Here is a 26,589-nt window from a genome sequence, read left to right on the forward strand (position 1 = left end):
CCGGTCACAAATGCTGTGGTGCACGCCGCCGTGAAGACTGGACCACCGCGCCCACGCGTTCCACCAGAATCGCCATCTCGTAACCGATTTGGCCGATATCACAGTTGCGCGAGGCCAGCGTCGCCAGGTTCGAACCGTCGCCGACCCGCATCAACAGCAGATAGCCGTTCTCCATCTCGACGACCGACTGCATGACGTATCCACCGTCGAACAATTGCGCGGCGCCCGTCGAAAGGCTGGCCAGCCCCGAGGCGACCGCGGCCAGTTGATCAGCGCGTTCTACCGGGATGTGCTCGCTGGCCGCCATCAGGAGTCCATCGGCGGACACCAGCACGGCGTGGGTCACCCCGGATACCTCGTTGGCGAACTTGGAGACCAGCCAGTCGAGCGAATCGCGCTGCGTCGATCGTGGCGGGTAGTTCATGGGTTATCTGTTCCTCTGGTCTCTCGCGCGTGCGAGCGGCCCGCGTGAACACCACCGAAATGGCTGCTGATACTCGCGCGGACAGCATCGGGATCGCGCGGCGGTTGGGGAGCACCGCCTGCGGATGATGCGTCCGACTCCGGGGAGCCGTACTCAGCCGCCGATGCTACCGCTTCGTCGTCGTCGATGTTCTGGCGAGCGCCGGCGTTGTGGTGGCGCTCAGCCTCGCCACCGGCGGATTCAGCCGCGCCAGGCACCAGTCGGGCGCCTGGCTCGCGCACCGGTAGACCCTCGGCGGTGTGCTGCTGGACGGGAGTTTCCTCCGCCGCCTCCGCCGCGGACCAGCCGCTGTCCCACACCGATTCCCAGTTCAGATCCGCACTGTTGGCCAACTCGTGCGGATCGACCAGCCACTCGGAGAGCATCCGCTGGTAGATCGCGTCGTCAGAGCCCGCAGTGGCCGACGGTTCGGGCTCGGCCTGCGGTTGGGGCCAGGCCTGCGGTTCGGGCTCGGCCTGCGGTTCGGGCTCGGCAACCACCCGATGGTCTCCTGCCTGCTGCCGGGCCGCGAAGAAGCCCGACGTATCGGTGGGTCGGTCAGCGGGCACCGCCGGAGCGCCCCACTCCTCCTCTACTGGCTCGTGTGCCGCGTACTCGGGCGTCTGCGCCGGCATCGAATCCTCTGGCCAATCATCTTCCGGCCAGTCATCCTCCGGCTGGCTCTGCGGCGCGGCCGAGGACGGCGCCAGAGACACCGGGACGTCGGATATCCCACTGGCGCCTGGATCGCGTTGCGGCAACAACGCGGCCGGTACCTCGGAGTGGCCGTTGCGATGCTGCGGGGCAGCGTCATACTCACCCCAACCGTCGCCGTGGTCCTCATCGAGCGCAAGAGCGGTCGATATGCCCGCGTGCGCATCCGCGGCGTACTCCGGTTCGCCGAACTGGTGGGGCGCATCCGCACCGCCGAGCAGTTCGGTGGGCACGTAGACACCTGCCGTGGTGCCCGAATTCGGTTCGCCGGCAATCGTGCTGCGCAACCTGACCACCAGGCCGTGCTGCGATGCGAGCCGCCCGACCACGAACAGACCCATGTGTCGCGCGGTGTACGGGGTGACCTCGCCGCCCGATTGCAGACGCGTGTTCGCTACCCGCAGATCCGAATCGGTCATGCCAAGTCCGATGTCACTGACCTCGATGACGAGGCCGCCCCTGCCGGTGTGCACCGCAGACACCCGCACCTGGGAGATCGGGGGTGAATAGCGCAACGCATTGTCGAGCAGCTCGGCCAACAGATGAACCAGGTCGCCCGCGACAGATCCGGCGACCTCGCTGTCGGGGACCGTGGCGGTGACCACGCGGGTGTAGTCCTCGACCTCGGAGGCCGCCGCGTTGATGACCGCCGAAACGGGCACCGGCTCCGCCTGCTCGCGGGGTACCTTCGCGCCGGCGAGCACCAGCAGGTTGGCGCCGTTGCGGCGCATCCGGGCGGCCAGGTGGTCGAGGCGGAAAAGGCTCTCCAGTCGCTCCGGGTCCTCCTCGTTGCGCTCGAGCCGGTCGATGAGCGACAGCTGCTGGTCGACAAGTGAGCGACTGCGGCGTGACAGCGTCTCGAACATGTCACCGACCTGCAACTGCAGCCGCGACTGCTCGCCGGCCAACAGCACCGCCTGCTCGTGCAACTCGTCGACGGCGTGCGCGACCTGCCCCACCTCTTCGGAGGTGTGCACCGGAATCGGATCGATCGGGCCTGGATCCCCACCGGCACGCACGAGCTCGATTTCGCGAGCCAGATCATCGTGGGCGACCCGCAGCGCACTGTCCCGCAGTCGGCGAAGGGGCCGCACGAGCGACAGCGCCACCACGATGACCACGATCAACGCCAGCAGCATCGCGCCGCCGATGATCGCCGCGTCACGGATGGCGGCCGTGCGCTGCGCAGTGGCCAGCTCCTCCACTGTGGAGGTCACCGACGCGGTCGTGTCGGTGATGATCTGTCCCGCGATCTGATCGGTGATCGCTTCGGACGCCCGCAGGTCCGGGTTGTTGACCAAGACGGCCGTCGGATCCGACATGATCGCCAACCGCTTGACCATCTCGCCCTGCAACTGCTGGGCCTCGGCCGAGCCGACGCCGAGCACCTGGCTCATCCCGAACAGCGTCGAGGGCTCCGTACCCGCCAGCGCGAACATTCTGGTCCGCAGCTCGGGTTCGGGCAGTTCAGCGCCGAGATTCACCAACAGCTGCTGCATCATCATCTGGCCACGGGCACCGACGGCACGGGACAGACCGAGGGTGTCGGCCGTGATCCGCTCGTCGTCGACGCGCACCGAACCGTTGATGGCGTCCTCGGCGGTCAGCAGGATCGGTGCGTAGGTGGTGATGCGCTCGAACAGGTTGATGTTGTTGGACGTGACCTTGTCCATCAGCGCCTGGCCGTCGGCGATCATGCTCGAGACGCCGGTGCCGACATCGTCGGCGATATCGGTCTCGGATAACCGGCGCTGCAATTCCTGCCTGCTGGAGTCGAATTCGGTGAGCGCGGACTGTGGATCTGCTCCGGTGGAACTCGCCAGCATTGCACCGTCGAGTGCGCCCATGTAGTTCACGATCGCCGGGACCATTTCGGCGCGGTCGGCAGCGCGACGCAAATCTGAGGCTGCGGTGACGCTGCTGTAGATACGCAAGCCGCCAAACACGCCGGCGAGAACGAGCGGCACCAATACGATCGCGAACACTTTCCAGCGAACCGGCCAATTGGACACCGACCACCGGCTCGGCCGCTTGGGGGGCGGCGCACCGTTGGGTTCGAAATTGACAGGCGCGTCGTCGGACTGTGTGAGCTGCGAGAAAGTGCTCATCAGCGGCTGTCTGCGATTTCGGCCGGGTGTCGGCATTTCGGTTTTGGAGAGTGGTTCATATGCTTCCTGCTAATTCGCCCGCATCATCGGGCCGGCGTTGGGCGCCTGGCAATTGACCGAGTATGCCAGTCGTGACGTGGTGCTTCCACAATTCTTACTGAACAGACAGAGTTCATAACGCCGGCTTCGAGTCGCATTGTGGTAACGGAGCAAACACGTTTTGGACTGTCGGCCTCGCCGAGGCAATGATCTATGAATGTTCCGCGTGCTGTTCTACTCGCCGCGTATCGCGCCGAACACCGGTAATGCCATCCGAATGGTCGCCGGGACCGGCTGTGAATTGCATCTCGTCGAGCCGCTCGGATTCGATTTGTCCGAACCCAAGCTACGGCGTGCCGGCCTCGACTACCACGACCTGGCGTCGGTGACCGTTCACCGCGACCTAGACGCAGCATGGGAGGCCATGGCACCGCAGCGCGTGTATGCGTTCACCGCACATGCCAGCGCGCGGTTCGACGCTGTCAGCTACCAACCGGGCGACGTGGTCATGTTCGGACCCGAACCGACCGGCCTGGACGCCGCGACGCTGGCCGACCCGCACATCACCGCACAGCTGCGCATCCCGATGCTCGCCGGTAGGCGGTCGCTGAACCTTTCGAACGCCGCCGCTGTCGTCGTCTACGAAGCGTGGCGGCAGCACGGGTACAACGGCGCCGTCTGAGTATCACGAACGATCGAGTATCACCAACGATCGAAGTGCACCAGCTGCTCGGCCGGAAGGCGCTTGGCCGGACGGAAGTCGGTGCCCTTGGTGTAGGCGATCGGGAACAGGCCTCCCTGCCGGTATTCGTCAAACGGGATACCGAGGACGTCGGCGGCCAGCTTCTCGCCCTTGCCGACGAGATGCAGCGTCGTCCATGCCGAGCCGAGCCCCCGCGAGCGCAGGGCCAGCATGTAACTCCAGACCGCGGGCAGCAGCGAGCCCCAGAAGCCGGCGCTACCCGCAACCGCGTCGTCCGGACTGCCCGCGAGGCAGGGAATCAGCATGACCGGAACTTCATGCAGGTGGTCGTTGAGGTACTTGGCGGAGTCGGTGACGCGCGGGCGCTGTTCGTCGCGCTCGTCGCCGTAGGTTGGCTTGGGTCCATCGAGGTACGGCGTGGCGTTGTGCCGGTAGATGTCGGCTAGCGCCTTCTTCTTCTCGGGATCCTCGACGAAGACCCACTGCCAACCCTGGGCGTTGGACCCGGTCGGCGCCTGCAGCGCCAGCTCGAGACATTCCAGCAGCACTTCGCGTCCGACCGGCTTCTCCAGGTCCAGTCGCTTGCGCACCGAACGTGTGGTGGTCAGGACTTCATCGACGGACAGGTTCAGGGTCATATCCGGAGACTACATTCGGGTGGATGACAGTCGAATTCACGCAAGAGGTGTCCAGCAGACTCTTGGCCGACCATTCCGGGTGGTTGACAACGGTGGCCAAATCCGGCCAGCCAGTGCCGCGGTTGGTGTGGTTCTACTTCGACGGCAACGACGTCATCGTCTATTCCGAGCCCAACGCCGCCAAGGTCAGACACGTAAGGAACCATCCGCGAGTCAGCTTGAACCTGGATTCCGATGGAACCGGTTCAGGCGTCATCGTCGTCGGCGGCGTGGCCACCGTCGACGCCGAGAACGCAAATCCGTTGCAGGACGAGCGATATCGCGCGAAGTACGGCGAGCTCGCAGGCAGCCTCGGCTTCACCGACGAGTTCCTGTCCGCCTACAACCTGCGACTGAAGATCAGTGTCGACAAGGTGTGGACCACCCCGACCGAGGGCTAGGTGCGCGGGGGCTGCACCCGGGCCGGGCGCAGGGCGACTGCGCATAGGCCCACGAGTGCGATCGCCACGAACGCCGCGCTGGCGCCCACGACGTCGATCAGCGATCCAACTGCGGGCGCTCCCAATGCTTGACCGGCGGCGATGGTGAAGAACGACAAGCCGACCCCGAACGACGCCCGATCCGGGTAAAGCCGCACGCTCCACAGCAGGAGAAGTCCAGTCAGGCTGATGTAGGCAGCGCCAAACGACGCGGCCGCGACGATGATCACGACGAGACTCGACGGCGCCACAGCCAACATCACCGTTGCCGAGGCCATCGCGACCGTTGCCATTACCCAGGCCCAACGCAAGCCGATTCGATCGACGGCGTCGCCGGCGAATGCACCGACGATGCCCGCAGCGCCGAGCACGATCCACATCAGCGACGAGCGCGTCGAGTCCGCACCACCGGCAGTAGTGATCAGGTCGCGGCCGAAGGTCCAGACCGCGACGCTGCCAATGCCGATCAACAAGGAGGCCGCGAGAAGACCGAGAGTGCCTGGGTGCGAGGTTTGTTCGACTTCAGCCTTGGCCGGTCGGCTCGACGACTTGGGTACCGCCAGAATCACCCCGATGGTCACCAACGCGGACACCATCGCGTAGACCGCCCATGCGACGCGCCACTGATCCAAAAGCAGGAGCGCGATCGGCGCGGACAACAGCACGCCGATTCCGGTTCCTCCGTTGACGACTGTCTGGGCGCGATCTGCGGCGCTGCTGGGCACGAACTCTGCGACGGCCGCGGCCAGCGGCGGGGAGGCGATCCCGGTGCTGCACCCGGCCACCAGTACTCCCACGGCGAGAACCCAAGGTGAGGTTGCCATAGCGACAATTGAAATACCAACTGTCGCAACGACTCCAGCCGCGACAGCCACCCGCCTCGCACCCAGGCGTCGTGTCAGTAACAGGCTGGCGATGATCGCTGCGCAGTACCCTACATAGCTGCCCGCGCCTATCACCCCGGTGAGCGTAGGTGTGAGCCCGAAGGTATCGGTGAACACAGGTGCGAACAATCCGTAGGAAAATCGCGCGAACCCGTAGCAGCATGCGATGAGTGCGCAGCCCGCGGCGACAAGGAAGTACACGGATCGCGTCACGTCCTCACGGTAGCGGTCAGCGGCCGGGCCAGATGTTCCGCCTCGCTCCGCTCAGCGGCCGGGCCAGATGTTCCGCCTCGCTCCGCTCAGCGGAAGTCCCGGGACTTCGACGTCACTCGCATGTCGAGCTTGCCCATGCGTTCGGCGACGACGGTGACCGCGCCGGTGGCGTTCTGCACCTGGCCGCGTATCAATAGCGCCGATGCTGTCTGCGCCAGCTTGCGGTGCCGCGCCCAAACCCCACGCGAACACAGGACGTTGACCATTCCGGTCTCATCCTCGAGGTTGACGAACGTGACACCCTGTGCCGTCGCCGGCCGCTGGCGGTGGGTCACCGCCCCAGCCACCAGCACCCGGGTCCCGTCGGGCACCCCAAGTAGCTTGTTGGCCGGAACGACGCCGAGTTCGTCGAGATTCGCGCGCAGGAACTGAGTGGGATAGCTGTCGGACGAGACACCCGTCGCCCACACGTCGGCGGCGGCCAACTCGAGTTCGGTCATGCCGGGCAGCGAGGGGATCTGCGATGACGACCCGACTCCAGGCAGTCGGTCGGGGCGTTGGGTGGCGGCCGCGCCTGCAGCCCACAACCCTTCGCGCCTGGTGGTCCCGAAGCAGCCCAATGCACCCGCGGTGGCCAGCGCCTCGGTCTGCGGAACACTCAGCTGAACCCGCTGAGTGAGATCCAAAAGAGAGATGAATGGCCCGTTGGCTTTTCGTTCGTCGACGATGCGCCCGGCCAATTCGTCACCGATGTGGCGGACGCTGCCGAGACCCAATCTGACCACGTTCCCTGCATTTTCCAAGGTGGCGTACGCAAGGCTGGCGTTGGCGTCCGGCCCGTGGACATCGACCCCGTGCCTGCGGGCATCGGCCACCAGCGACTGCGGCGAGTAGAAGCCCATCGGCTGTGCCCGCAGCAGCGCAGCGCAGAACGCCGCGGGATGGTGCAACTTGAACCACGACGAGTAGAACACCAGCGAAGCGAAACTCAGCGAATGACTCTCCGGGAAACCGAAGTTGGCGAATGCCTCCAGTTTCTCGTAGATCCGGTCGGCGACCTCACCTGTGATCCCGTGCCGGGCCCGCATACCGTCGTAGAACCTGCCCCGCAGCCGTCGCATGCGCTCAGTGGAGCGCTTGGATCCCATCGCACGGCGCAACTGGTCGGCCTCGGCGGCGGAGAAGCCCGCGCAGTCCACTGCAAGCTGCATGAGTTGTTCCTGAAACAGAGGAACGCCCAATGTCTTTCGCAGGGCAGCTTCCATCGACGGGTGTTCGTAGGTGACGCGCTCGTCCCCGTTGCGGCGTTTGATGTACGGGTGCACCGACCCGCCCTGGATCGGGCCCGGGCGGATCAGCGCCACCTCGACCACCAGGTCGTAGAACACCCGCGGCTTCAGCCGGGGCAGAGTTGCCATCTGGGCACGGGACTCCACCTGGAACACCCCCACGGAGTCGGCGCGCTGCAGCATCTCGTACACCGCGGGCTCGGACAAGTCCAGCTTGGCCAGGTCGACGTCGAGGTCTTTGTGCTCACGAACCAGGTCGATGCAGTAGTGCAGCGCCGAGAGCATACCGAGGCCCAGCAGGTCGAACTTCACCAAACCGATTGCTGCGCAGTCGTCTTTATCCCACTGCAGCACACTGCGGTTCTCCATCCGGGCCCATTCCACCGGGCAGACATCGGCGATGGGGCGGTCGCAGATCACCATGCCGCCCGAATGGATACCCATGTGCCTGGGCAGATTGGAGATCTGCACGGCCAGGTCGATCACCGGTTCGGGAACATCCTCGACGTGAGTCTCTTCGTTCAGGTTGCCCCACTGGCCGATCTGCTTGCTCCAGGCGTCCTGCTGGCCTTGAGAAAACCCCAGCGCGCGGGCCATGTCGCGCACGGCGCTGCGACCCCGGTAGGTGATGACGTTGGCCACCTGGGCGGCGTAGTCGCGGCCGTAGCGGTCGTAGACGTACTGGATCGCGTTCTCCCGCAGATCCGATTCGATGTCGATGTCGATGTCCGGAGGCCCGTCACGTGCCGGAGACAGGAACCGCTCGAACAACAACTCGTTGGCGACGGGGTCGACGTTGGTGACGCCGAGGGCATAACAGACGGCCGAATTGGCCGCCGAACCCCTGCCCTGGGCCAGGATGTTGTTCTCTTTGCAGAATCGGGTGATGTCGTGGACGACCAGGAAATACCCCGGAAAGGTGAGCTGTTCAATGATTTTCAGCTCGTGCTCGATCTGGGAATATGCACGCTGGGCACGCTCGGGTGGCCCGTACCGGCTTCTGGCGCCCGCCATGACGAGGTGTCTCAGCCAGCTGTCTTCGGTGTGACCATCCGGCACGTCGAACGGCGGCAGCTGCGGGGCGATCAGGGCCAGCCCGAACGCACACTGCTCGCCGAGGTCGGCCGCCGCTGTCACGACCTCGGGATGATGCGCGAAGAGCCGCGCCATCTCGTCCCCGGATCGCAGGTGCGAACCGCCCAGCGGGGCAAGGTAACCGGCAGCCTCGTCCATTGAGCGCCGCGCCCGGATCGCCCCCATGGCCATGGCGAGCCTGCCGCGGGACGGCTCGGCGAAGTGCGCGCCTGTGGTGGCGACAACACCGAGACCGAACCTGGGCGCCAGCTCGACGAGTGCGGCATTGCGTTCGTCGTCGCAGGGGTGTCCGTGGTGGGTGAGCTCGATGCTGACCCGGTCGCCACCGAACCGGTCCACCAGGTCGGCAAGCGCCTTGGTCGCCGCCTCCGGTCCGCCCCCGGAAAGCGCTTGGCGGACATGACCTTTGCGGCATCCGGTCAGAATGTGCCAGTGCCCGCCAGCTGCGTCGGTCAGCTCGTCGTAGTCGTAGCGCAACTTGCCCTTCTCACCGCCCGCCAGATGCGCCTTGGCAAGCTCGCGCGACAGTCTCCGGTATCCCTCCGGACCGCGGGCCAGCACCAGCAGATGCGGTCCCGGCGGATCGGGGTCCTCGGTCCGGTCGCCCCCGCCGAGCGACAGTTCGGCCCCGAACACTGTCTGCACGTCGAGTTCCTTGGCGGCCTCGGCGAAGCGCACCACCCCGTAGAGCCCGTCGTGATCGGTCAGCGCGATGGCGCGCAGACCGAGCCTGGCCGCCTCCTCGACGAGTTCCTCCGGCGTGCTGGCGCCGTCGAGGAAGCTGTACGCCGAATGCGTATGCAACTCCGCATATGGCACCGACGAACCCGGCCGGTCGACGTCGAGCGGCTCATACGATCCACGCTTGCGCGACCAGGCCGGACTGTCGCCCCCGTCGCCCACCTGCTGATCGATGGGCCAACCGGCACGGCGCGGCTTGCCGTTGAGTACCCGCTCCATTTCCGTCCAGCTCGGCGGTCCGGTATGCCAACCCATTCTGGCAGTCTATCGAACATGCGTTCGATTGACTCAGAACCTCCCGGGATCGGCGAGCACGGGCGCGAATGCCAACTCGGCCGCGCCGATCACCAACGTATCGGCGCCGAGAGTCGCGGGTACCACGCGAACCAGGTCCCGTGGCGCCCCCATGCTGTGCCGCGCCAATTCGGCGCGCAGCACCGACGCGGCGCAGGCGGGGAAGACCCGCAGGAATCCGCCGAGCACGATCAGCCGTGGATTCAACATGTTGATGGCGTTGCCCAGAGCGATCGCCAACGCGCGTGTCTGCCGATCGAGCACATCGCTCTCCGCAGAGTTGGGGAGGGGCTGCGCGCCGCCGGGTGCGCTGTCGAGCTCGGCGAGCAGGCGAGCCAACGGCGCCTGGGTCACCTCGGTCTCCAGGCAGCCGACACTGCCGCAGTGGCATATCTCGCGACCACCGACGTAGGTATGCCCCAGTTCGCCCGCATAGCCGGCGACGCCCTCGAGCAGCCCGCCGGCCACCACGAAGCCGGCCCCTATACCGCTGGGCCCGCCGTTGACATAGATCAAATGATCGGCGTTGAGATGCGTGCCGAACAGGTGCTCGGCGATCGCGCCGACGTTGGCATCGTTGGCCGCATACACCGGCAATTTCATTGCTGCACTGAGCATCTGCCCGATCTCGACGTCATGCCAGTCCAGGTTGGGCGCCAGTTGCACCGACGATTCAGGACCATGTACCAGCCCGGGCACCGCCACACCGACCGCCGTCAGCGCCTGACCCTCGCGTAGGCCCCGGCGGATCCGGCCGACCGCCTCCGCGGCGATGGCCACGGTGTCCGCCGCGGTCGGAATCCGCTCGGTCGGGCAGCGCACCATGTCCAGCACCGCACCTCCCATCGCCACGAGTCCAACGGTGACGGCGTCGACCTCGGGGGTAACCGCCACCGCGAGCACCCGATCACCCGGGCGCACGATGGGACTGGGCCGCCCGACCTGCGATACCGACGGCGCCGGGGTCTCGTCGACCAGGCCCCGCGCCACCAACTCCTCGACCAGATCCTTGGTCGTCGATCGCGACAGCCCGGTGTGGCGGGTCAACTCGGCGCGACTGAGTGCCCGGTGATGGTGCACCAGGGTGAGGACGCTGGACAGATTGCGTCGCCGAACGTCGTCGGTGCTGGTTCCCACCCGAACAGCCCGATGGTCTTCCGATCCGTTCACCGACACACCCATTCCCCACTTTCGGCCTTGACAGTGTCGCAGGACACATCTTATGTTCGCACGGAGAACAAAATACAGGTTCATCGCAGATTCGCCCGCACTGTGCAGGTGCCACGATTCCCGAGGAGCACCAATGACCGTCCTGGAGTCCAGCGTCCCGACGTCGGAACGGCTGACACCGAGCCCATCCGACAAATTTTCGTTCGGGCTGTGGACCATCGGCTGGCCGGGCGTGGACCCGTTCGGCGTCGCCACCCGGCCCGCGGTAGACGTCGTCGAAGCCGTGGAGCGACTGGCCGCGCTGGGGGCCTACGGGCTGACGTTGCACGATGACGACCTGTTCGCGTTCGGCAGCTCCGACTCCGAGCGCCGGCGGATGATCAACCGTCTGACCTCCGCATTGAGCGCCTCGGGTCTGGTCGTGCCGATGGTCACTACAAACCTGTTCACCCAGCCGGTGTTCAAGGACGGCGGCTTCACCAGCAACGACCGGGGCGTGCGCCGCTTCGCCTTGCGCAAAGTCCTGCGCAACATCGATCTGGCCACCGAACTCGGTGCCGACACCTTCGTGATGTGGGGCGGAAGGGAAGGTAGCGAATACGACTCGGCCAAGGACGTCCAGGCTGCCCTGGAACGCTATCGCGAGGCACTGGACATGTTGTGCGAGTACGTGATCGACCAGGGCAGCGGACTTCGGTTCGCGATCGAGCCCAAGCCCAACGAGCCGCGCGGCGACATCCTGCTGCCCACGGTGGGGCATGCGTTGGCGTTCATCGAGACACTCGCGCACCCGGAGATGGTCGGCGTCAATCCCGAGACCGGCCACGAGCAGATGGCCGGGCTGAACTTCGTGCACGGCATCAGCCAGGCGCTCTACAGCGGCAAGCTCTTCCACATCGACCTCAACGGCCAACGCGGCATCAAATTCGACCAAGACCTGGTGTTCGGCCACGGTGATCTGGCCAACGCCTTCGCATTGGTCGACCTGCTCGAGCACGGCGGTCCCGAAGGCGGCCCGGCCTATGACGGACCGCGGCATTTCGACTACAAACCCAGCCGCACTGAAGACGCCGACGGGGTATGGGCGTCGGCGGCAGCCAACATGCGGATGTACCTGTTGCTGCGCGAGCGCGCCGCGGCGTTCCGCTCCGACCCGGCCGTGCACGAGGCGATGGCGGCGGCCAAAGTGTCCGAATTGCGCGAACCCACGTTGGCAGCCGGCGAGACCTATGCCGATCTACTGGCAGACCCGACCGCCTACGAACGGTTCGACACCGGCGCGTACTTCGGTGGAAAAGGTTGTGGCTTCGTGGCTCTCAACCAGCTGGCGATCGAGCACCTGATGGGCGCGCGGTGAGGAGCGCGCGGACCGAAACCGGCAATCTCGCTCGTAAAGTGATCTAGGTCACGATGTATGTGATGTCGCACAACAAAATCCACGACCCAATCGGAGGAGTCTTTGTGAAACGAACCAGCACCCTGCTCGTCGTAGCAGTCATCGGGGTCAGCCTGACGCTGACGGCCTGCGGGTCGGACTCGGGCTCAGGCACGGACTCCGCAGCGGCGACGGGCAAGGTCGGCGTCATCCTGCCGGACACCAAGTCGTCTGTCCGCTGGGAGACCAAGGACCGCCCCGCGCTGGAGGCCGCGTTCAAGAGCGCAGGCGTCGACTTCACCATTCAGAACGCCGAAGGGTCCGCTGACACGATGGCCACCATCGCCGACGGGATGATCGCCGACGGCGTCACCGTACTGGCGATCGTCAACCTCGACTCGGATAGTGGTGCCTCGATTCAGGAGAAGGCGGCCGCCCAGGGCGTCAAGACCATCGACTACGACCGCCTGACCCTGGGTGGCTCCGCCGACGTCTACGTCTCGTTCGACAACACCAAGGTCGGTGAACTCCAGGGCCAGGGACTCGTCGACTGCCTCGGCGGCAAGCCGGCGAATGTCGTGTTCCTCAACGGCTCTCCGACCGACAACAACGCGACATTGTTCAGCGAGGGCGCCCATTCGGTCATCGACGCCACGCCGACGATCACCAACGTCGGCGAACAGGCGGTGCCGGACTGGGACAACGACAAAGCGGTCACCATCTTCGAGCAGCTCTATACCGCCGCCGACGGGCGTGTCGACGGGGTGTACGCGGCCAACGACGGTTTGGCCGGGTCGGTCGTCTCGATCCTCGAGAAGAACAAGCGAGCCGGCCAGGTGCCGGTCACAGGTCAGGACGCGACAGTCGAAGGCCTGCAGAACATCCTCGCCGGAACCCAGTGCATGACCGTCTACAAGTCAGCCACCGAAGAGGCCAACGCGCTGGCCGAAGTGGCGATCGCACTCTCCAAGGGTGAGGAGCCGACGACCAGCAGCACCTCACGCGACGACACTGGCGGACGCGACGTTCCGTCGGTGCTGCTGACGCCGAAGTCGATCACCAAGGACACGGTGGGCGTTGTGTTCGAGGACGGCGGACAGTCCAAGGACGACGTGTGCACCGGGCAGTTCGCGCCCATGTGCGCCGCCGCAGGAGTCTGACTGCCGATGACCTCCGTGTCCGGCGCGGCCGAACCGATCCTCGAATTGCAGGGTGTCAACAAGAGTTTCGGCGTCGTCCATGTGCTCCATGACGTCGACTTCCGCGTTTACCCCGGCCAGGTGACGGCCCTGGTCGGGGACAACGGCGCCGGAAAATCGACATTGGTCAAGGCGATCGCCGGGATTCACCCCATCGACACCGGCACCTACCTGTTCGAGGGCAAGCCCGTGACCGTGCACAGTCCCAACGAGGTGTCAGCGCTCGGCGTCGAAGTCGTCTACCAGGACTTGGCGCTGTGCGACAACCTCGACATCGTCGAGAACATGTTTCTGGGAAGGGAACTCACGACCAGAGGGCTGCTCGACGAGGCCCGAATGGAGACGATGGCCCGTCAGGCCCTGACCTCGCTGTCGGTGCGCACGGTCAAGTCCGTGCGTCAGACGGTGGCGAGCCTGTCCGGGGGCCAACGCCAGACGGTGGCGATCGCGAAGTCGGTGCTGTGGAACTCCAAAGTGGTCCTGCTCGACGAACCCACCGCAGCCCTCGGCGTCGCGCAGACGCGTCAGGTGATCGATCTGGTGCGCAGGCTCGCCGATCAAGGTCTGGGAGTTGTGCTGATATCCCACAACATGGCCGACGTCTTCGAGGTCGCCGACCGGATCTGCGCGCTCTACCTCGGACGGGTGGCCGCCGACGTCAAGGCCTCCGACGTCACCCACGGCCAGATCGTGGAGCTCATCACCGCTGGCCGTTCCGGCAGCCTCGGCCTCGCTACCGCGCAGGCCGCAGAGTCGATGTGACCTCCGATGAGGATGACCGAGATGGAAATCTGAGGGAAGCCCATATGGCGAGCGAAATAAGCACTGTCAGTTCTGGATCCGACGTCACCCTTGCCGACGGCGACTTCGCCGGCGACGCCCACCCCGATGGGACGTTCGGTGACGCGGTACGTGGCTACCTGCAGCGCGTCCGCGGCGGGGATATGGGTTCGCTGCCCGCGATCCTGGGCCTCGTCGTGCTGTTCGTGGTGTTCGGTCTGGCCAACGACCGCTTCCTGTCGGCATTGAACCTGGCCAACCTCGTCACGCAGGCCGGGTCCATCTGCGTGCTCGCGATGGGGCTGGTGTTCGTGCTGCTGCTCGGCGACATCGACCTGTCCGCAGGAGTGGCAGGCGGGGTATCGGCATGTGCGACTGCGCTGATCGTCGTCAACCTGAGCTGGCCGTGGTGGGCTGCGATCTTGGCAGGCATTTCCTGCGGCGCGTTGATCGGCCTCGCCATCGGTGTGCTGCGCGCCAAACTCGGGATTCCGTCGTTTGTGGTCACGTTGGCGTTCTTCCTCGGCCTGCAGGGAGTGACGCTGAAACTCATCGGCGAGGGCGGGTCGGTCCGAGTCGACGATCCAGCGATCCGCGGCCTGACGATCAGCAATCTGCCCGTTTCCATCGGCTGGGCGATCGCGCTGACACTGGTGATCGGCATCGCCGGCCTCGAGATCTACCAATACCGGCGCAAGAAGGCCCTGCAGCTGTCGCACGCTCCACTCGGCGTGGTCGTCGCGCGCGTATCCGCTGTGGCCGCAGTCGTTCTCGGAGTCACGTTCGTGCTCAGTGTCAACCGCAGTGTCAACTCCAGCGTGGAGATCAGCGGTATTCCGTATGTGCTGCCGTTGATCCTGGTGCTGCTCATCGCGATGACGCTCGTACTCAAGCGCACGTCTTACGGCAGGCACATTTATGCCGTCGGCGGTAACGCCGAGGCTGCGCGCCGCGCAGGCATCTCCGTCGACCGCATCCGGGTTTCGGTGTTCATCGTCTGCTCGTCGTTGGCTGCGTTGAGCGGAATCATCGCGGCGTCCTATGCGGGAAAGGTGTCAGCGGCCTCTGGCGCGGGCAACGTACTGCTGTACGCGGTCGGCGCGGCCGTCATCGGCGGCACCAGCCTGTTCGGCGGTAAGGGCCGGGCCATCGACGCGGTGATCGGTGGCGTCGTGGTCGCGACGATCGCCAACGGACTCGGCCTGCTCAATCAGTCTTCCTATATCAACTTCCTGGTCACCGGCGGAGTGCTACTCCTGGCGGCAAGCGTGGATGCGATTTCCCGCAGACGACGTTCCTCCACCGGCCTGGGGTAACGCTTCTGCTCAGAGGGCGCCGACGCTGACGGGTCGACGCCGCGCCGCCCAACAGCCCTGGTAGTCATGCGACTCCTACTCCCCCGCGTGGTCCGGCGGGTCGGGATCGCTACGCAGCAGTTCTTCGGGATGGTGTGCCTGGTTGATCTCGGGAGGTCGAGTCCCGTCCGTCCACGCCAGCCGCCCACTGTCGGTGACCGTCGTCCGCCATCGGCCCTTGCTCACCTCCGCGTGGTCGGGCCCGCAGGCGAAGAACAGAAGGTCGGCGTTGGTGGCGCCGCCGACGGCCCAGTCGGTGCTGTGGTGCACCTCGGAGTGATAGCCGGGCTCAAGACAATTCGGGCGCGTGCATCCGCCGTCGCGTGAATAACAGATGATGCGCTGGTCGGCGGTTGCCACACGCCTCTGACGACCGAGGTAGATCGGCCGCTCGCTGTGATCCTCGAATACGGCCAAGTAATGGATGCCGTCGGTAGCCATCCGAATCAGATCACGCATCGGCAGCGCGGTATCGCCACCGGTGCGCGCCGGCGAGGGCATCGGAATGTCGGGATCGATCACGGCGTGGGCGGCCTGGTTGAGTTCTGCCAATGTGGTGCGGGCGATCACGGTGACGGCATGACCGCGGTGGGCGCCCAACTGCCCCGACGCAATACCGGCTTTGAGCCCGAGCTTGATGCCGTCGTGACGCCGCTGTGAAGTGCTGCGGTCATCGGGCGATTCGGTCAGTGCCCCGTCGGGCAGATGTCGGCCCGGACGCACCGCGGCAGTGGTTGTTTCGACATAGCAGCGGGTCTCCGGGTCGATCCACCCGGATAACCGCGACATCCCGTCGGGCCCCTGCCGCCCTAGCACCATGCCACGCCGACGCGCGCGGTCGGCTTCATCGAAATCACCGTCAGGATTGAAGATCTCATCTATACGGCGGCCGGCCGCCTTCACGATCTCGGCGTCGTTCTTGACCGCCTCGCGGACCAGGCTACGTTCGACCTCCACCCGGTCTTCTGCCGACACACACGACGGCAACCTGTCCATCGTCCTTTTGATTTCCTGCAGATGGTCTTCACCGACCGCACCCGCCGCAACGGCGTCGGCGACCAGTGGGAGTTCCGGTGGCAGCGGCGGACCGGTGAGCTGACGGCGCGGCCGGATGCGCTCGGCCATTTTCATTCGCCGCTTGATCTCGTTGCGCGGTATGTGCAGACGCGCCCACAGACTGTCGATCAGCCCGCTGACCAATCCCACCTCATCCGGCGGGTCGGCGATCTGGCCGAACACCCGATACATCAATCCGCGGTTGGTGCGCTCCTGCGTCTCCAGGCGCTCGGCCATCTCGACGCGAAACAGGCTGCCCACCTCGTCGGAGGACAACTCACGCATCTCGGTGTAGGCGGCATCGACCTGATTCAGCAGTACACGAAACCGCTCGCGCGCTGCCGATCCGGTGATGAATTCGCCCATACCACAACGCTAATGACACCGACCGCCAGAACCGGTCGGCCCCGATCCCACCGAGCCAAACCTGTGGATCAATCCCCGATTGGGGATAGACCCACCAAAATGTCAGTGCCAGGTGCTAGTCGAAGACGACGACAGCGCGACCGACGACGTCTCCCCGCGCCAATGCCTCCAGCTTGCCGTTGATGTCATCGAGTGCGACAGGGACAACGGTGTGTTTGATGAGTCCCTGACTCGCGAGTGCGAGCACCTCGCCGAGATCGTCGTAGTTACCCCAGAACGAGCCGAAGTACGACTTCTCTCCGTTGGTGAACGGCAGCAGCGGTAAGACCACCTTCTGACCCATGAGACCGACGCAGGTGAGCGCGCCCTCCCGGGCCAGGACCGCCGCGCCAAGCGCCAAGCCGTCTTCGGCTCCGGCGCAGTCGAGGATCGCGTCGGCGTCGCGCCGGCCCGTCAGGTCTTCGAGTGCGTCCTGAACCTCTTCGGCTGTCTTGCCGCGGGTGTTGACGGTGTGGTGGGCACCGTTCTCCATTGCCAGGGAAAGCTTTTCGTCACTGCGCGCGAAGGCCACGACGGTCGCACCACCGCCGAGCAGACGGGCGTATTGGACCCCGTAGCTCCCGAGACCGCCGATGCCGTTGACGACGACCGTGCGGCCCGCGCCGAGTTTTCCGGCCTGCCGCAGCTTCTTCATCCCGCGGTACGGCGTGAGCCCCGCATCGGTCAGTGGTGCCAGCGTTTCGGGCCGTGTGTCGACCCCGTCCGGAACGGCGATGACGTGGCGGTACGGAACGGGCATGTACTCCGCGAACCCGCCGGGCGGCCCGAATCCGGCCATCTGTCCGTTGCCGCATATCTGCTCGTTGCCTTCGCGACACTGCCGACACGTCCCGTCGCCCCAGTTCGGGTTGACCACCACAAGATCGCCTTCGGCGAGACCGTCTGCCACGTCGGCGCCGAGCGCGGCGATCCGTCCCGCGACCTCATGCCCAGGAGTGATCGGGGCCGTCAGTGGCGCACCGTGGGTGAAGTAGCCCTCCATGAGCTGGCAGTCGCTGCGGCACATGCCTGTCGCGGCGACCTTGACGAGAACATCGTCGGGGCCGATATCGGGAACCGGCACATCCTCGATCTTCAACGGTTGGTTGTACCCGTGCATTCGGGCCGCACGCATCTGCATGGAAAGAGTCAACCGCAAACGCAGACCGTTCCAGTGGCGTATTCGTGCTCGATTTGTGCCCGTTTCAGGAGCGGGCGCGACTATTGCTCGCAGCCATGGTGCGCCCCTCGAAGAATTCGGGACTTCGGAATCGCCAGATGACCATCAGCACGGCACCGAACAACAGGATGCCGAACCCCATGTAGAACACCAGGCCGATCCCACCGATGGAGGCGCCGCTGCCGTTCTCCGGGTTCATACTCTCGCGAATCGAGATCACGAAGACGGCGGCGAGCACGAGCCCGCCGAGCAACGGGAAGAGGAACTTGAAGACCACGTTGTGGAGGTTCTTGAACAGCTCGCGACGGAAGTACCACACACAGGCGAACGCGGTGATGCCGTAGTACCAGCAGATCATGATGCCTAGTGCGGCAATGGTATCCAGCAACACATGCTCCGAGAGCAGGCTCACGACGGTGTAGAACGCGCCGGTGATCACGCCAGCCACCACCGTCGCGTAGGCGGGCACCAGAAAGCGGGGGCTGACATTGGCGAACCTGGCCGGGAACGCCTTATATGCGCCCATCGCCAGCATGGTGCGAGCCGCTGGTAGAAATGTGGTTTGCAGACTGGCCACCGACGAGGCGAAGATGGCCAGGAACAGCACAGGACCGCCGAAACCACCGAGTATGGGATCGGCAAGCGCACCGAACACATTCTCCGAGTTTTCCGGATTGCCAAGTCCCAGACCCTCTTCGCCGACCCCGGCGTACATCATCACCGCCACCGCGACCAGCAGGTAGGTCAACAGGATCGTCAACACGCACAAGAGTCCGGCCCGGCCTGGCACCCGCGTCGGATCCTTGCTCTCCTCACCGAGGGTCAGGCACGTGTCCCAGCCCCAGAACGCGAAGATGGACCCCGTCACGCCGATAATGAAGGCACCCATCGCAAGTCCGGTGAAGGGATCGAACCAATCTAGATTGAAGGAGAGTCCGGCAGGAGCGTCACCACGACCGACGTGAAGGATCGCCATCGCTGCGAATGCCAGCAAGACCACCATCTGGAAACCCACGAGCACATATTGCACGTATTCGCTGGTGGTTATACCTCGGCTGGCGATGAACGTGGCGATCGCAATGAAAGCCAGTGTTGTGACGATGTTGATGAGTTTGTTGTCGGCCAGGTCGGCGATGTCTGGGTTGTTGAAGATCCGCGCGATGAACAGGTAGAAGAACTCCACTGCGATCGCTGCAAGGTTGGACAGCACGATGATGGTGGCAATCACCATTCCCCAGCCGCACATCCAGCCGATGTACGGCCCAAATGCCTTGGTGGACCAGGTGAACGAGGCTCCACAGTCAGGCGCGCGAGAGTTCAATTCACGATACGCGTAGGCGGTGAGGAACATCGGGATGAATCCGGCGATGAAGATCGCCGGCATCTTCAGGCCGACCGCGGCGACGATGAGGCCGATGCTCGCGGTGAGCGTGTATCCGGGTGCGACGGAAGCAATGCCGAGGATCGCACCGGACAAGGTGCCTACCTTGCCGGTCGCGAGGCCTTTCGAGACGAGGCCGGTGTCCTCTTGAGTTTCACTCACGGCAGGTCGCCGGCTTCGAACTGATCCCGCGGAACGACCACCATCGGGACGTCCAGCACTCGGAGCATCTTGGCGGCCGTGGAACCCAGGAACAGGCGCTTGGGCGCGCTAAGCCGGCTGGACCCGACCATGATCAGGTCGCCGTCGTGCCACTGGAGCTTGCTGACCGCCTCCTCAACGGTGCGGCCGTCGACAATCGTCGATGCCACCGGAAAGTCAGCGGGGAGTTTGCTTTTCGCTGTCTCGAGGGTCTGCCGGGCATGTACGAGCGCATGCTCACGGACCGCGTCGTCATCCCCACGAAGCGTGCCGAACATCGGGTCAAGCGCGACCAGGGACACCAGCCGCAACGGAGTTCCTGCGGCCCGGCTGAACCGCACCGCCGTGTCGAGCAGCAGGTCCGCGCCTGCACGCTCACCGAGCGCGCACGTCACTTCGCGAACATGGTCGGTCGACCAATAGCGGCAACCCCGCGGTGCCACGGCGACAGGAACCGGCGCCGAATGCAGGAGCTCGTTGACGACGGACCCCAACGAGTAGCTGCCCGCCAGGCCACCGCCCGAGCCGCCGACGACGATCAGGTCGGCCTGCACCCGTGCCGCCTCTTTGATCAGCCCGTCGGCATACGAGTCGTCAAAGCTGACATGGGTGCCCACGACGATATCGGCGGGTATCGACGCGCGCGCTTCGGCAAGCCAATGCTCGGCCTGCTCGGCGAGGTGTTCGTCGTACCCACCGACCGGCACAAGCGAAGGCACCACGCGATCCGGCGGCAAGATGATGCTCACCCCTAGCTCGGCGCCGAGTGTGCGGCACAGCCGCACCCCCAGCGCTATCGCGTCGGCGCCTCCCGGCGTTGCCAGATAACCAACGACCAGCTTCATAACCAAACCACCCTCCATCTCGCACACCGCTGTACGGACGTCGTGTGGTGAATCCTGTCAACGCGGGACCGCGGTTAGACGCGCTTCCGCGAAATTGGCCGGTGCTGGAGTCAGGCGCTGTACTCGGCGCTGCCGTCCTCGAGCACCAAGCGCGCGTTCGAGCCGTCCGGATCCGACGCCTCGGTGCGGAACACCGCGTGTCCCGCCTCGGTCCGCCAGATGGACGTCGTCAGGGTCTCGCCGGGAAACACCGGCGACGTGAATCGGGCTGCGATGGCGCTGACTTTCGTCGCATCACCCGCACCGAGGTCGGCCACCAGCGCCCGGCCCGCGACGCCGTAGCTACACAGACCGTGCAGGATCGGCTTCGGGAAGCCGGCCAGCTCGCGTGCGAACCAAGGATCACTGTGCAGCGGATTGCGGTCACCGGACAGTCGGTAGATCAGCGCCTGGTCCTCGCGGGTGGGCAGCGCGATCTTCGAATCCGGTTCGCGGTCTGGGATTTCCGGCGCCGATGGTCGTTGCCCGGGCTGGCCGCCGAATCCGCCCTCGCCACGGATGACCGCCGTGGTGTGCGTTTCGGCGATGACCTCGCCGGAGTCGGGATCAGTGCCGGTCGCCTTGAGCATGACGATGGCGTTTTTGCCCTCGCCCTTGTCTTGGATGTCGGCGACTTCGGCGACGACGCTCAGCCGGCCCGCCGGTGGCAGCGGCTTGAACAGCCGGATCCCCTGGGACCCGTGCAGCAGCATGGCGAAGTTGAAGCTGCCGATCATGGCGGCAGCCGCGAACGGCAGACACGCGATGACCGCGTAGGTCGGCAGCACCTGTTGCGGGGTGTCGTGGCTGTTCTCTGTGGTGAACGCCAGATCGTCGAGTCCCGCGCCCACGCCGAGCGCATAAAGCATGGTGTCGCGGTCGGTCCATTTGAAAAGCTGCGGTTCCGTCTTCGCACCTATGGCATTCGGGTCGAGCGGCATCGAGGCTCCCTTCGCTGGTGTGTCGGACCATACACAGCACCGCCGGCGAGCCGGCGATCCAGCCATTGACGTTTCCCCCGCCAGGGGTGACCATGGCTGGCATGCGCTATGTCGTTACCGGCGGTACCGGGTTTATTGGCCGGCGGGTGGTGTCGCAGATTCTGGCGAGCCGCGATGACGCCGAGGTGTGGGTTCTGGTCCGGCGTGAGTCGCTCGAGCGGTTCGAGCGACTCGCCACCGAAGGCGACCACCCGTGGGGTGAGCGCGCTAAGCCGCTGGTCGGCGACCTCACCTCACCCGACCTCGGGCTGAGCGACGAAGCCGTCGCCGAACTCGGCACCGTCGAGCACATCGTGCATTGCGCAGCGATCTACGACATCACCGTCGGCGAGGCCGACCAGCGTGCCGCCAATGTCGACGGCACCCGTGCCGTCATCGATCTCGCCCTTCGGCTCGATGCGACCTTGCACCACGTGTCGTCGATCGCCGTGGCCGGCGCCTACCGGGGCGAGTTCACCGAGGACGATTTCGACGTCGCGCAGGAGCTGCCGACGCCGTATCACCAGACGAAGTTCGAGGCCGAACTGCTGGTCCGCTCGGCGCACGGGCTGCGGTACCGGATCTACCGGCCCGCGGTCGTCGTCGGCGATTCGCGCACCGGTGAGATGGACAAGGTCGACGGGCCCTATTACTTCTTCGGCGTGCTGGCCAAGCTGGCGCGACTGCCCGGTATCACCCCGATGGTGCTACCGGACACCGGTCGCACCAACATCGTTCCGGTGGACTTTGTCGTTGAAGCCGCTGTCCATCTCATGCACAAACCCGACCGCGACGGGCAGACGTTCCACCTCACCGCACCGAAAACCATTGGGCTGCAGGGTATCTACCGTGGCGTCGCCAAAGCCGCCGGCTTGCCGCCGCTGCTCGGCTCACTGCCGCGCGGCGTCGCCACACCGATCGTGCGGGCCACCGGGCGCGCCAAGATCCTGCGCAATATGGCGGCCACCCAACTGGGTGTTCCCGCCGAAGTCCTCGACGTCGTCGACCTATTCGGAACCTTCACGTCCGACAACACCGACGAGGCGTTGCGCGGCACCGGCATCACCGTGCCGGAGTTCGCGACATATGCCCCGAAGCTGTGGCAGTACTGGGCCGAGCACCTGGATCCCGATCGCGCGCGTCGCGACGACCCCGCGGGGCCTCTGGTGGGCAAGCACGTCATCATCACCGGCGCATCCAGTGGGATCGGACGGGCGTCGGCGGTGGCTGTCGCCGAACGCGGAGCGACGGTATTTGCGTTGGCACGCAACGCCGAAGCGCTCGACCAGCTCATCGCCGAAATCCGCGAGGCGGGCGGACAGGCGCACGCGTTCACATGCGACGTCACCGACTCGACGTCCGTCGAGGCCACCATCAAAGACATCCTCGGCCGGTTCGGGCATGTCGACTATCTGGTCAACAACGCAGGACGGTCGATCCGTCGTTCGGTGTCGGCATCAACCGACCGACTGCACGACTACGAGCGCGTGATGGCGGTCAACTACTTCGGGTCGGTGCGGATGGTGCTCGCCTTGCTGCCCCATTGGCGGAGGCGGAAATTCGGGCACGTCGTCAACGTGTCCAGCGCAGGCGTGCAGGCCAGCAGCCCAAAGTACAGCGCGTACATCCCCAGCAAGGCGGCGCTGGACGCATTCGCCGAAGTCGTTGGCAGCGAGACGCTTTCCGATCACATCACCTTCACCAGCATTCATATGCCGTTGGTGAAGACGCCGATGATCGCGCCGTCGCGACGCCTGAACCCGATACCCCCGATCACCGCCGAGCACGCTGCGGCGATGGTGGTGCGAGGATTGGTCGACAAACCCGCGAGGATCGACACCCCCGTCGGAACGCTGGCCGACGTCGGCATGTACTTCACCCCCAAACTGTCGCGGCGGGTCCTGCACCAGATCTATCTGGGCTACCCGGATTCGGCGGCCGCCCGCGGGGCCGAAGCATCCGAGCCCGCCCCCGAACGCCGCCCGAAGCGGCCCGCGCGCGCCACGGTGCCCCGGGTACGTGTCCCGCGGGTCGTGTCCCGCCCGGCCAAACGTGCGCTACGCCTGGTGCCCGGCGTGCACTGGTGACCTGGATGGTCCTATCGTTGGCAGCGTGACGCTACCTGTCTTCGTCGACGTCGATACCGGCGTCGACGACGCGATGGCGTTGGTGTACCTGTTCGCCAGCGAGGACGCCAACGTCGTCGGAATTGCCTCGACTGCGGGAAATGTTCCCGCGCAACAGGTCTGCGAGAACAACCTGGGTCTGCTTGCACTCTGCGGACTGGACATCCCGGTCTCCAAGGGATCCGAGCATCCGATCAAGACACCGTTGCGCACCGCCGAAGACACCCACGGACCCAAGGGCATGGGTTACGCGCAGTTGCCCGCGACCGACCGTCGGCCCACCGCACACGATGCCGCCGACGCGTGGGTTCGTGCGGCACACGAACATCCCGGTGAGTTGGTCGCGGTAGTCGTCGGCCCGTTGACCAACCTGGCACTGGCTTTGCGGAAGGAACCGGCGCTGCCGAGGCTGCTGCGTCGTCTTGTCATCATGGGCGGCGCATTCGACTACCGAGGCAACACCACACCGGTCGCGGAATGGAACGTCAGCGTGGATCCTGAGGCCGCCGCCGAGGTCTTCGCTGTGTGGGGGGCGGCGTGGGGGCTGAAGCCGCCGGAACATCTCCCAATCATGCTCGGCCTGAACCTGACCGAGAACATCGCCATGACGCCGACGCTGCTGAGCCGGCTCGCGACGGTGGCGGCGTCGTCGTCGATTCCGATGAGCGTGCTGGACAACCGGGGCACTCGGTCGGTTGCCTCCAATCCGTTGATCGCGGTTCTCGAGGACGCGATGCGGTTCTATTTCGAGTTCCACTTCGACCAGAACGAGGGCTATCTGGCGCATCTGCACGACCCGTTGGCCGCAGCGGTGGTGCTGGATCCCGATCTGGTCAGTTACCGACGTGTCACCGTCGACGTCGAACTGACCGGCACACTGACCCGAGGCATGACAATCGCGGACTGGAGCAACCGGTGGGGCCGGGAGCCCAATGCGCTCATAGGTGTTGGCGTTGACCCGGAGATGTTCTTCGACCGGTTCATCAGCCGGGTCGGTGCGTTCGCGAAGCGACTGATCTGAACTTCGTTACCAGACCAGCACCAGCGCTGTCGCGAGGAACAACAGGATGAAAATGGCGATGGCAATGAGGCTCGCGACGACGGCGGGCGTGAACTTTCGACGGGCTTCGGCTGCGGGGCCGAAAGGCCAGAAGTCTGCGCCGAATCCGGCGGTGTGGAACCTGGCGCAACTCCACCGCCGGGTTCGAGGCCTGACGTGTGTGCCGGATCGGGATCTGGGGGCTGTGCAGTCATGCCATATGCGCGTACCCCATCTGGCCACATCTATTCGTAGATACCCTCCACATACCAGCTCCGTTGCCGGTAGCACAGCAGCAGAGCCCGCCCTGGCTTGCCATCGACCAGCACCTGGGCACGCGCGGTCCGGCCCACCGGCTTGCGTTCCGGATCCCACCAGCGTTCGTCGACCGGCCAGGGCCCGGTCCACCAGCTCAGATTCCCGCCGTGCCCCGGAGATTCCAGCCGCGCCGGATCCGATGAGAACAATCCGCGATGCGTTACCCGCACCGGTCTTCCTTGTGCGTCAAGAACTTCCACCGGATCATCGAGCAATACCACCGGCGAGGGCTGAGTCAGCTGACCCGGCCAAGGCTGAGTCGGGTCGGCCTGCGGAACCGGCTCGTCCCCCAGCGCGGTGAAAGTGATGCGCTCCGCCGGTCCGCGGCCACCACTGAGCACCGGCACCTGAACCGCTTCGGGCCCCAACAGACCCTGCACCCGCACCAGTGCCCGCCGAGCGCGTAACCGGTCGTCGTCGCCGGATGATCCCCAGAGCGGAAGCTGTAGAGCTCCCGCCGACACCACTTCCACCGGATGCAGGCGCAGCACCACGACGGGGGCAGTCGGCCGGTCGTCACGGCGCCGGGTCAGCCAGCCGTCCAGTTGCCAGCGCACTCGATCAGCGGTGGCATCCTCTGTCAGGGGTTCCGCACAACGCCAAACCCGATTCAGCTCTTCACCGTTGGCAGTGACGGCTTGGATGGCGAGCCGGGTGCAGCCCACGCCGGCGCCTTCCAGACTGCGGTGCAGTTCACCGGCAAGGGAGCGGCCCGCGAAGGCCGCCGCATCCACCCGATCGATCGGCGGATCGCAGTTCATCACGGCATCGAGCTCCGGAGGTAGGTCCCGCCCGGACGGTCTACGGTCGGACTCCCCGCACGCGAACCGGTGGGCACTGATCGCATCCGCACCGAACCGGGATGCCACATCGGTTCGCGACAACTCGGCGAACTGCCCGATAGTGCGGATTCCCATCCGCCACAGCAGGTCTGCCAGATCCTCGCGACCGGCTCCGGAAAGACTGGGTTCGGTGGCCAGCTGCCGGATGGACAGCACGGACAGAAACGACGCGTCCTGGCCTGGCTCGACGATGCGCCCCGCCCTGGCCGCGAACACCGCGGTGGCCAACTGATCGGCGATACCCGTCTGACATTCGGCACCCGCCGAGGCCACCGCGTCAACCAGTCGCTCGGCGGCCACCTGCTCGGATCCGAAGTACCGCGATGCACCCCGGACCGACACCACAAGCAGACCGGGCCGCAACACTTCCGCTCGCGGCACCCATTCGTCCACCGCGGCTGTCACGCCCTCGAAGTGGCGGGCATCGCGCGCCGGATCGGCGGTGGCGACATGCAGTTGCGGGCAACGGGCCTGCGCCTCACGACGACGCAGCCCGCGCCGCACCCCTACCGCCCTCGCAGCTGCCGAACAAGCGATGACCCGGTTGGCCAGGGTGACCGCCACCGGATCGGTGGCAGGCAGTCCGGCCGCGGCTGCCGCGCCGACCGCAGGCCAATCCATGCACCACAGCGCGAGAA

The 26,589-nt window shown here is 65.6% G+C and carries 20 protein-coding genes and 1 pseudogene; 8 read left to right on the top strand and 13 right to left on the bottom strand.

Annotated elements, in window-relative coordinates; translation table 11 throughout:
• Positions 1-4 precede the first annotated feature (4 nt).
• Both CSQ99_RS00385 and CSQ99_RS00390 read right to left on the bottom strand, forming a co-directional pair.
• Positions 5-424 (bottom strand): roadblock/LC7 domain-containing protein, encoded by a 420-nt coding sequence (locus tag CSQ99_RS00385; RefSeq protein ID WP_099037065.1) that lies wholly within the window; start codon positions 422-424, stop codon positions 5-7.
• Positions 421-3,285: a HAMP domain-containing sensor histidine kinase gene (locus tag CSQ99_RS00390; RefSeq protein ID WP_099037066.1), complete on the bottom strand. Its 2,865-nt coding sequence runs from the start codon at positions 3,283-3,285 to the stop codon at positions 421-423. Before CSQ99_RS00390 ends, CSQ99_RS00385 begins: the two co-directional genes overlap by 4 nt.
• A 256-nt stretch (positions 3,286-3,541) precedes the next feature.
• On the opposite strand from CSQ99_RS00390, the gene CSQ99_RS00395 reads away from it, so the two are divergent.
• Positions 3,542-4,006 carry a tRNA (cytidine(34)-2'-O)-methyltransferase gene (locus tag CSQ99_RS00395; protein ID WP_099037067.1) on the top strand — a complete coding sequence of 155 codons (465 nt, stop codon included), beginning with the start codon at positions 3,542-3,544 and terminating at the stop codon, positions 4,004-4,006.
• A gap of 20 nt (positions 4,007-4,026) precedes the next feature.
• Here the strand turns inward: CSQ99_RS00395 and CSQ99_RS00400 are convergent, their stop codons facing one another.
• Positions 4,027-4,665: a nitroreductase family protein gene (locus tag CSQ99_RS00400; RefSeq protein ID WP_099037068.1), complete on the bottom strand. Its 639-nt coding sequence runs from the start codon at positions 4,663-4,665 to the stop codon at positions 4,027-4,029.
• A gap of 23 nt (positions 4,666-4,688) precedes the next feature.
• Between CSQ99_RS00400 and CSQ99_RS00405 the strand changes: the two genes are divergently transcribed.
• Complete coding sequence (locus tag CSQ99_RS00405; RefSeq protein WP_099037069.1) at positions 4,689-5,105, top strand: TIGR03667 family PPOX class F420-dependent oxidoreductase; 417 nt, start codon at positions 4,689-4,691, stop codon at positions 5,103-5,105.
• Here the strand turns inward: CSQ99_RS00405 and CSQ99_RS00410 are convergent.
• The 3 genes from CSQ99_RS00410 to CSQ99_RS00420 all read right to left on the bottom strand — a co-directional run bounded on the left by CSQ99_RS00410 (position 5,102) and on the right by CSQ99_RS00420 (position 10,842).
• Complete coding sequence (locus CSQ99_RS00410; RefSeq protein WP_245908575.1) at positions 5,102-6,241, bottom strand: MFS transporter; 1,140 nt, start codon at positions 6,239-6,241, stop codon at positions 5,102-5,104. The two genes, CSQ99_RS00405 and CSQ99_RS00410, sit on opposite strands and share 4 nt — an antisense overlap.
• An 86-nt stretch (positions 6,242-6,327) precedes the next feature.
• Entirely contained in the window at positions 6,328-9,621 is a 3,294-nt protein-coding gene (locus tag CSQ99_RS00415; protein ID WP_099037071.1) for an error-prone DNA polymerase, read from the bottom strand.
• 33 nt (positions 9,622-9,654) lie between these two features.
• The gene (locus tag CSQ99_RS00420) at positions 9,655-10,842 is read right to left on the bottom strand and encodes an ROK family transcriptional regulator (protein ID WP_099037072.1); all 1,188 of its coding nucleotides are present in this window, start codon (positions 10,840-10,842) and stop codon (positions 9,655-9,657) included.
• A 121-nt stretch (positions 10,843-10,963) separates the two neighbouring features.
• Between CSQ99_RS00420 and xylA the strand changes: the two genes are divergently transcribed.
• The 4 genes from xylA (at position 10,964) to CSQ99_RS00440 (ending at position 15,500) form a co-directional block, all read left to right on the top strand.
• A complete protein-coding gene (gene xylA / locus CSQ99_RS00425; RefSeq protein ID WP_099037073.1) occupies positions 10,964-12,187 on the top strand; it encodes a xylose isomerase in 1,224 nt (407 codons plus the stop codon).
• Positions 12,188-12,291: 104 nt separating this feature from the next.
• The gene (locus CSQ99_RS00430) at positions 12,292-13,365 is read left to right on the top strand and encodes a sugar ABC transporter substrate-binding protein (RefSeq protein ID WP_099037325.1); all 1,074 of its coding nucleotides are present in this window, start codon (positions 12,292-12,294) and stop codon (positions 13,363-13,365) included.
• 6 nt (positions 13,366-13,371) lie between these two features.
• On the top strand, positions 13,372-14,166 hold the full coding sequence (locus tag CSQ99_RS00435; protein ID WP_099037074.1) for an ATP-binding cassette domain-containing protein: 795 nt from the start codon (positions 13,372-13,374) through the stop codon (positions 14,164-14,166).
• A 44-nt stretch (positions 14,167-14,210) separates the two neighbouring features.
• Positions 14,211-15,500 (top strand): sugar ABC transporter permease, encoded by a 1,290-nt coding sequence (locus CSQ99_RS00440; protein WP_099037326.1) that lies wholly within the window; start codon positions 14,211-14,213, stop codon positions 15,498-15,500.
• 75 nt (positions 15,501-15,575) lie between these two features.
• Here the strand turns inward: CSQ99_RS00440 and CSQ99_RS00445 are convergent, their stop codons facing one another.
• The 5 genes from CSQ99_RS00445 to CSQ99_RS00465 form a co-directional block, all read right to left on the bottom strand.
• Entirely contained in the window at positions 15,576-16,961 is a 1,386-nt protein-coding gene (locus CSQ99_RS00445; protein WP_099037075.1) for a DUF222 domain-containing protein, read from the bottom strand.
• Positions 16,962-17,076: 115 nt separating this feature from the next.
• The gene (locus tag CSQ99_RS00450) at positions 17,077-18,141 is read right to left on the bottom strand and encodes an NAD(P)-dependent alcohol dehydrogenase (protein WP_099037076.1); all 1,065 of its coding nucleotides are present in this window, start codon (positions 18,139-18,141) and stop codon (positions 17,077-17,079) included.
• A 64-nt stretch (positions 18,142-18,205) separates the two neighbouring features.
• Positions 18,206-19,723, bottom strand: coding sequence for an APC family permease (locus CSQ99_RS00455; protein ID WP_099037077.1), 1,518 nt, complete (start codon positions 19,721-19,723; stop codon positions 18,206-18,208).
• Complete coding sequence (locus CSQ99_RS00460) at positions 19,720-20,607, bottom strand: universal stress protein (protein WP_099037078.1); 888 nt, start codon at positions 20,605-20,607, stop codon at positions 19,720-19,722. Before CSQ99_RS00460 ends, CSQ99_RS00455 begins: the two co-directional genes overlap by 4 nt.
• 110 nt (positions 20,608-20,717) lie before the next feature.
• Positions 20,718-21,587 (bottom strand): MaoC/PaaZ C-terminal domain-containing protein, encoded by an 870-nt coding sequence (locus tag CSQ99_RS00465; protein ID WP_099037079.1) that lies wholly within the window; start codon positions 21,585-21,587, stop codon positions 20,718-20,720.
• Positions 21,588-21,688: 101 nt separating this feature from the next.
• Between CSQ99_RS00465 and CSQ99_RS00470 the strand changes: the two genes are divergently transcribed.
• Both CSQ99_RS00470 and CSQ99_RS00475 read left to right on the top strand, forming a co-directional pair.
• Positions 21,689-23,713: an SDR family oxidoreductase gene (locus CSQ99_RS00470; RefSeq protein ID WP_099037080.1), complete on the top strand. Its 2,025-nt coding sequence runs from the start codon at positions 21,689-21,691 to the stop codon at positions 23,711-23,713.
• 73 nt (positions 23,714-23,786) lie between these two features.
• A complete protein-coding gene (locus tag CSQ99_RS00475; protein WP_245908614.1) occupies positions 23,787-24,773 on the top strand; it encodes a nucleoside hydrolase in 987 nt (328 codons plus the stop codon).
• Positions 24,774-24,779: 6 nt separating this feature from the next.
• Here the strand turns inward: CSQ99_RS00475 and CSQ99_RS31190 are convergent.
• Positions 24,780-25,006 (bottom strand): annotated as a pseudogene (locus CSQ99_RS31190) (DUF6480 family protein).
• Between the two features lie 30 nt (positions 25,007-25,036).
• Positions 25,037-26,572: a DNA polymerase Y family protein gene (locus tag CSQ99_RS00485; protein ID WP_099037327.1), complete on the bottom strand. Its 1,536-nt coding sequence runs from the start codon at positions 26,570-26,572 to the stop codon at positions 25,037-25,039.
• Positions 26,573-26,589 lie beyond the last annotated feature (17 nt).

It is taken from the genome of Mycobacterium neglectum (assembly GCF_002591975.1).
GTDB lineage: Bacteria > Actinomycetota > Actinomycetes > Mycobacteriales > Mycobacteriaceae > Mycobacterium > Mycobacterium neglectum.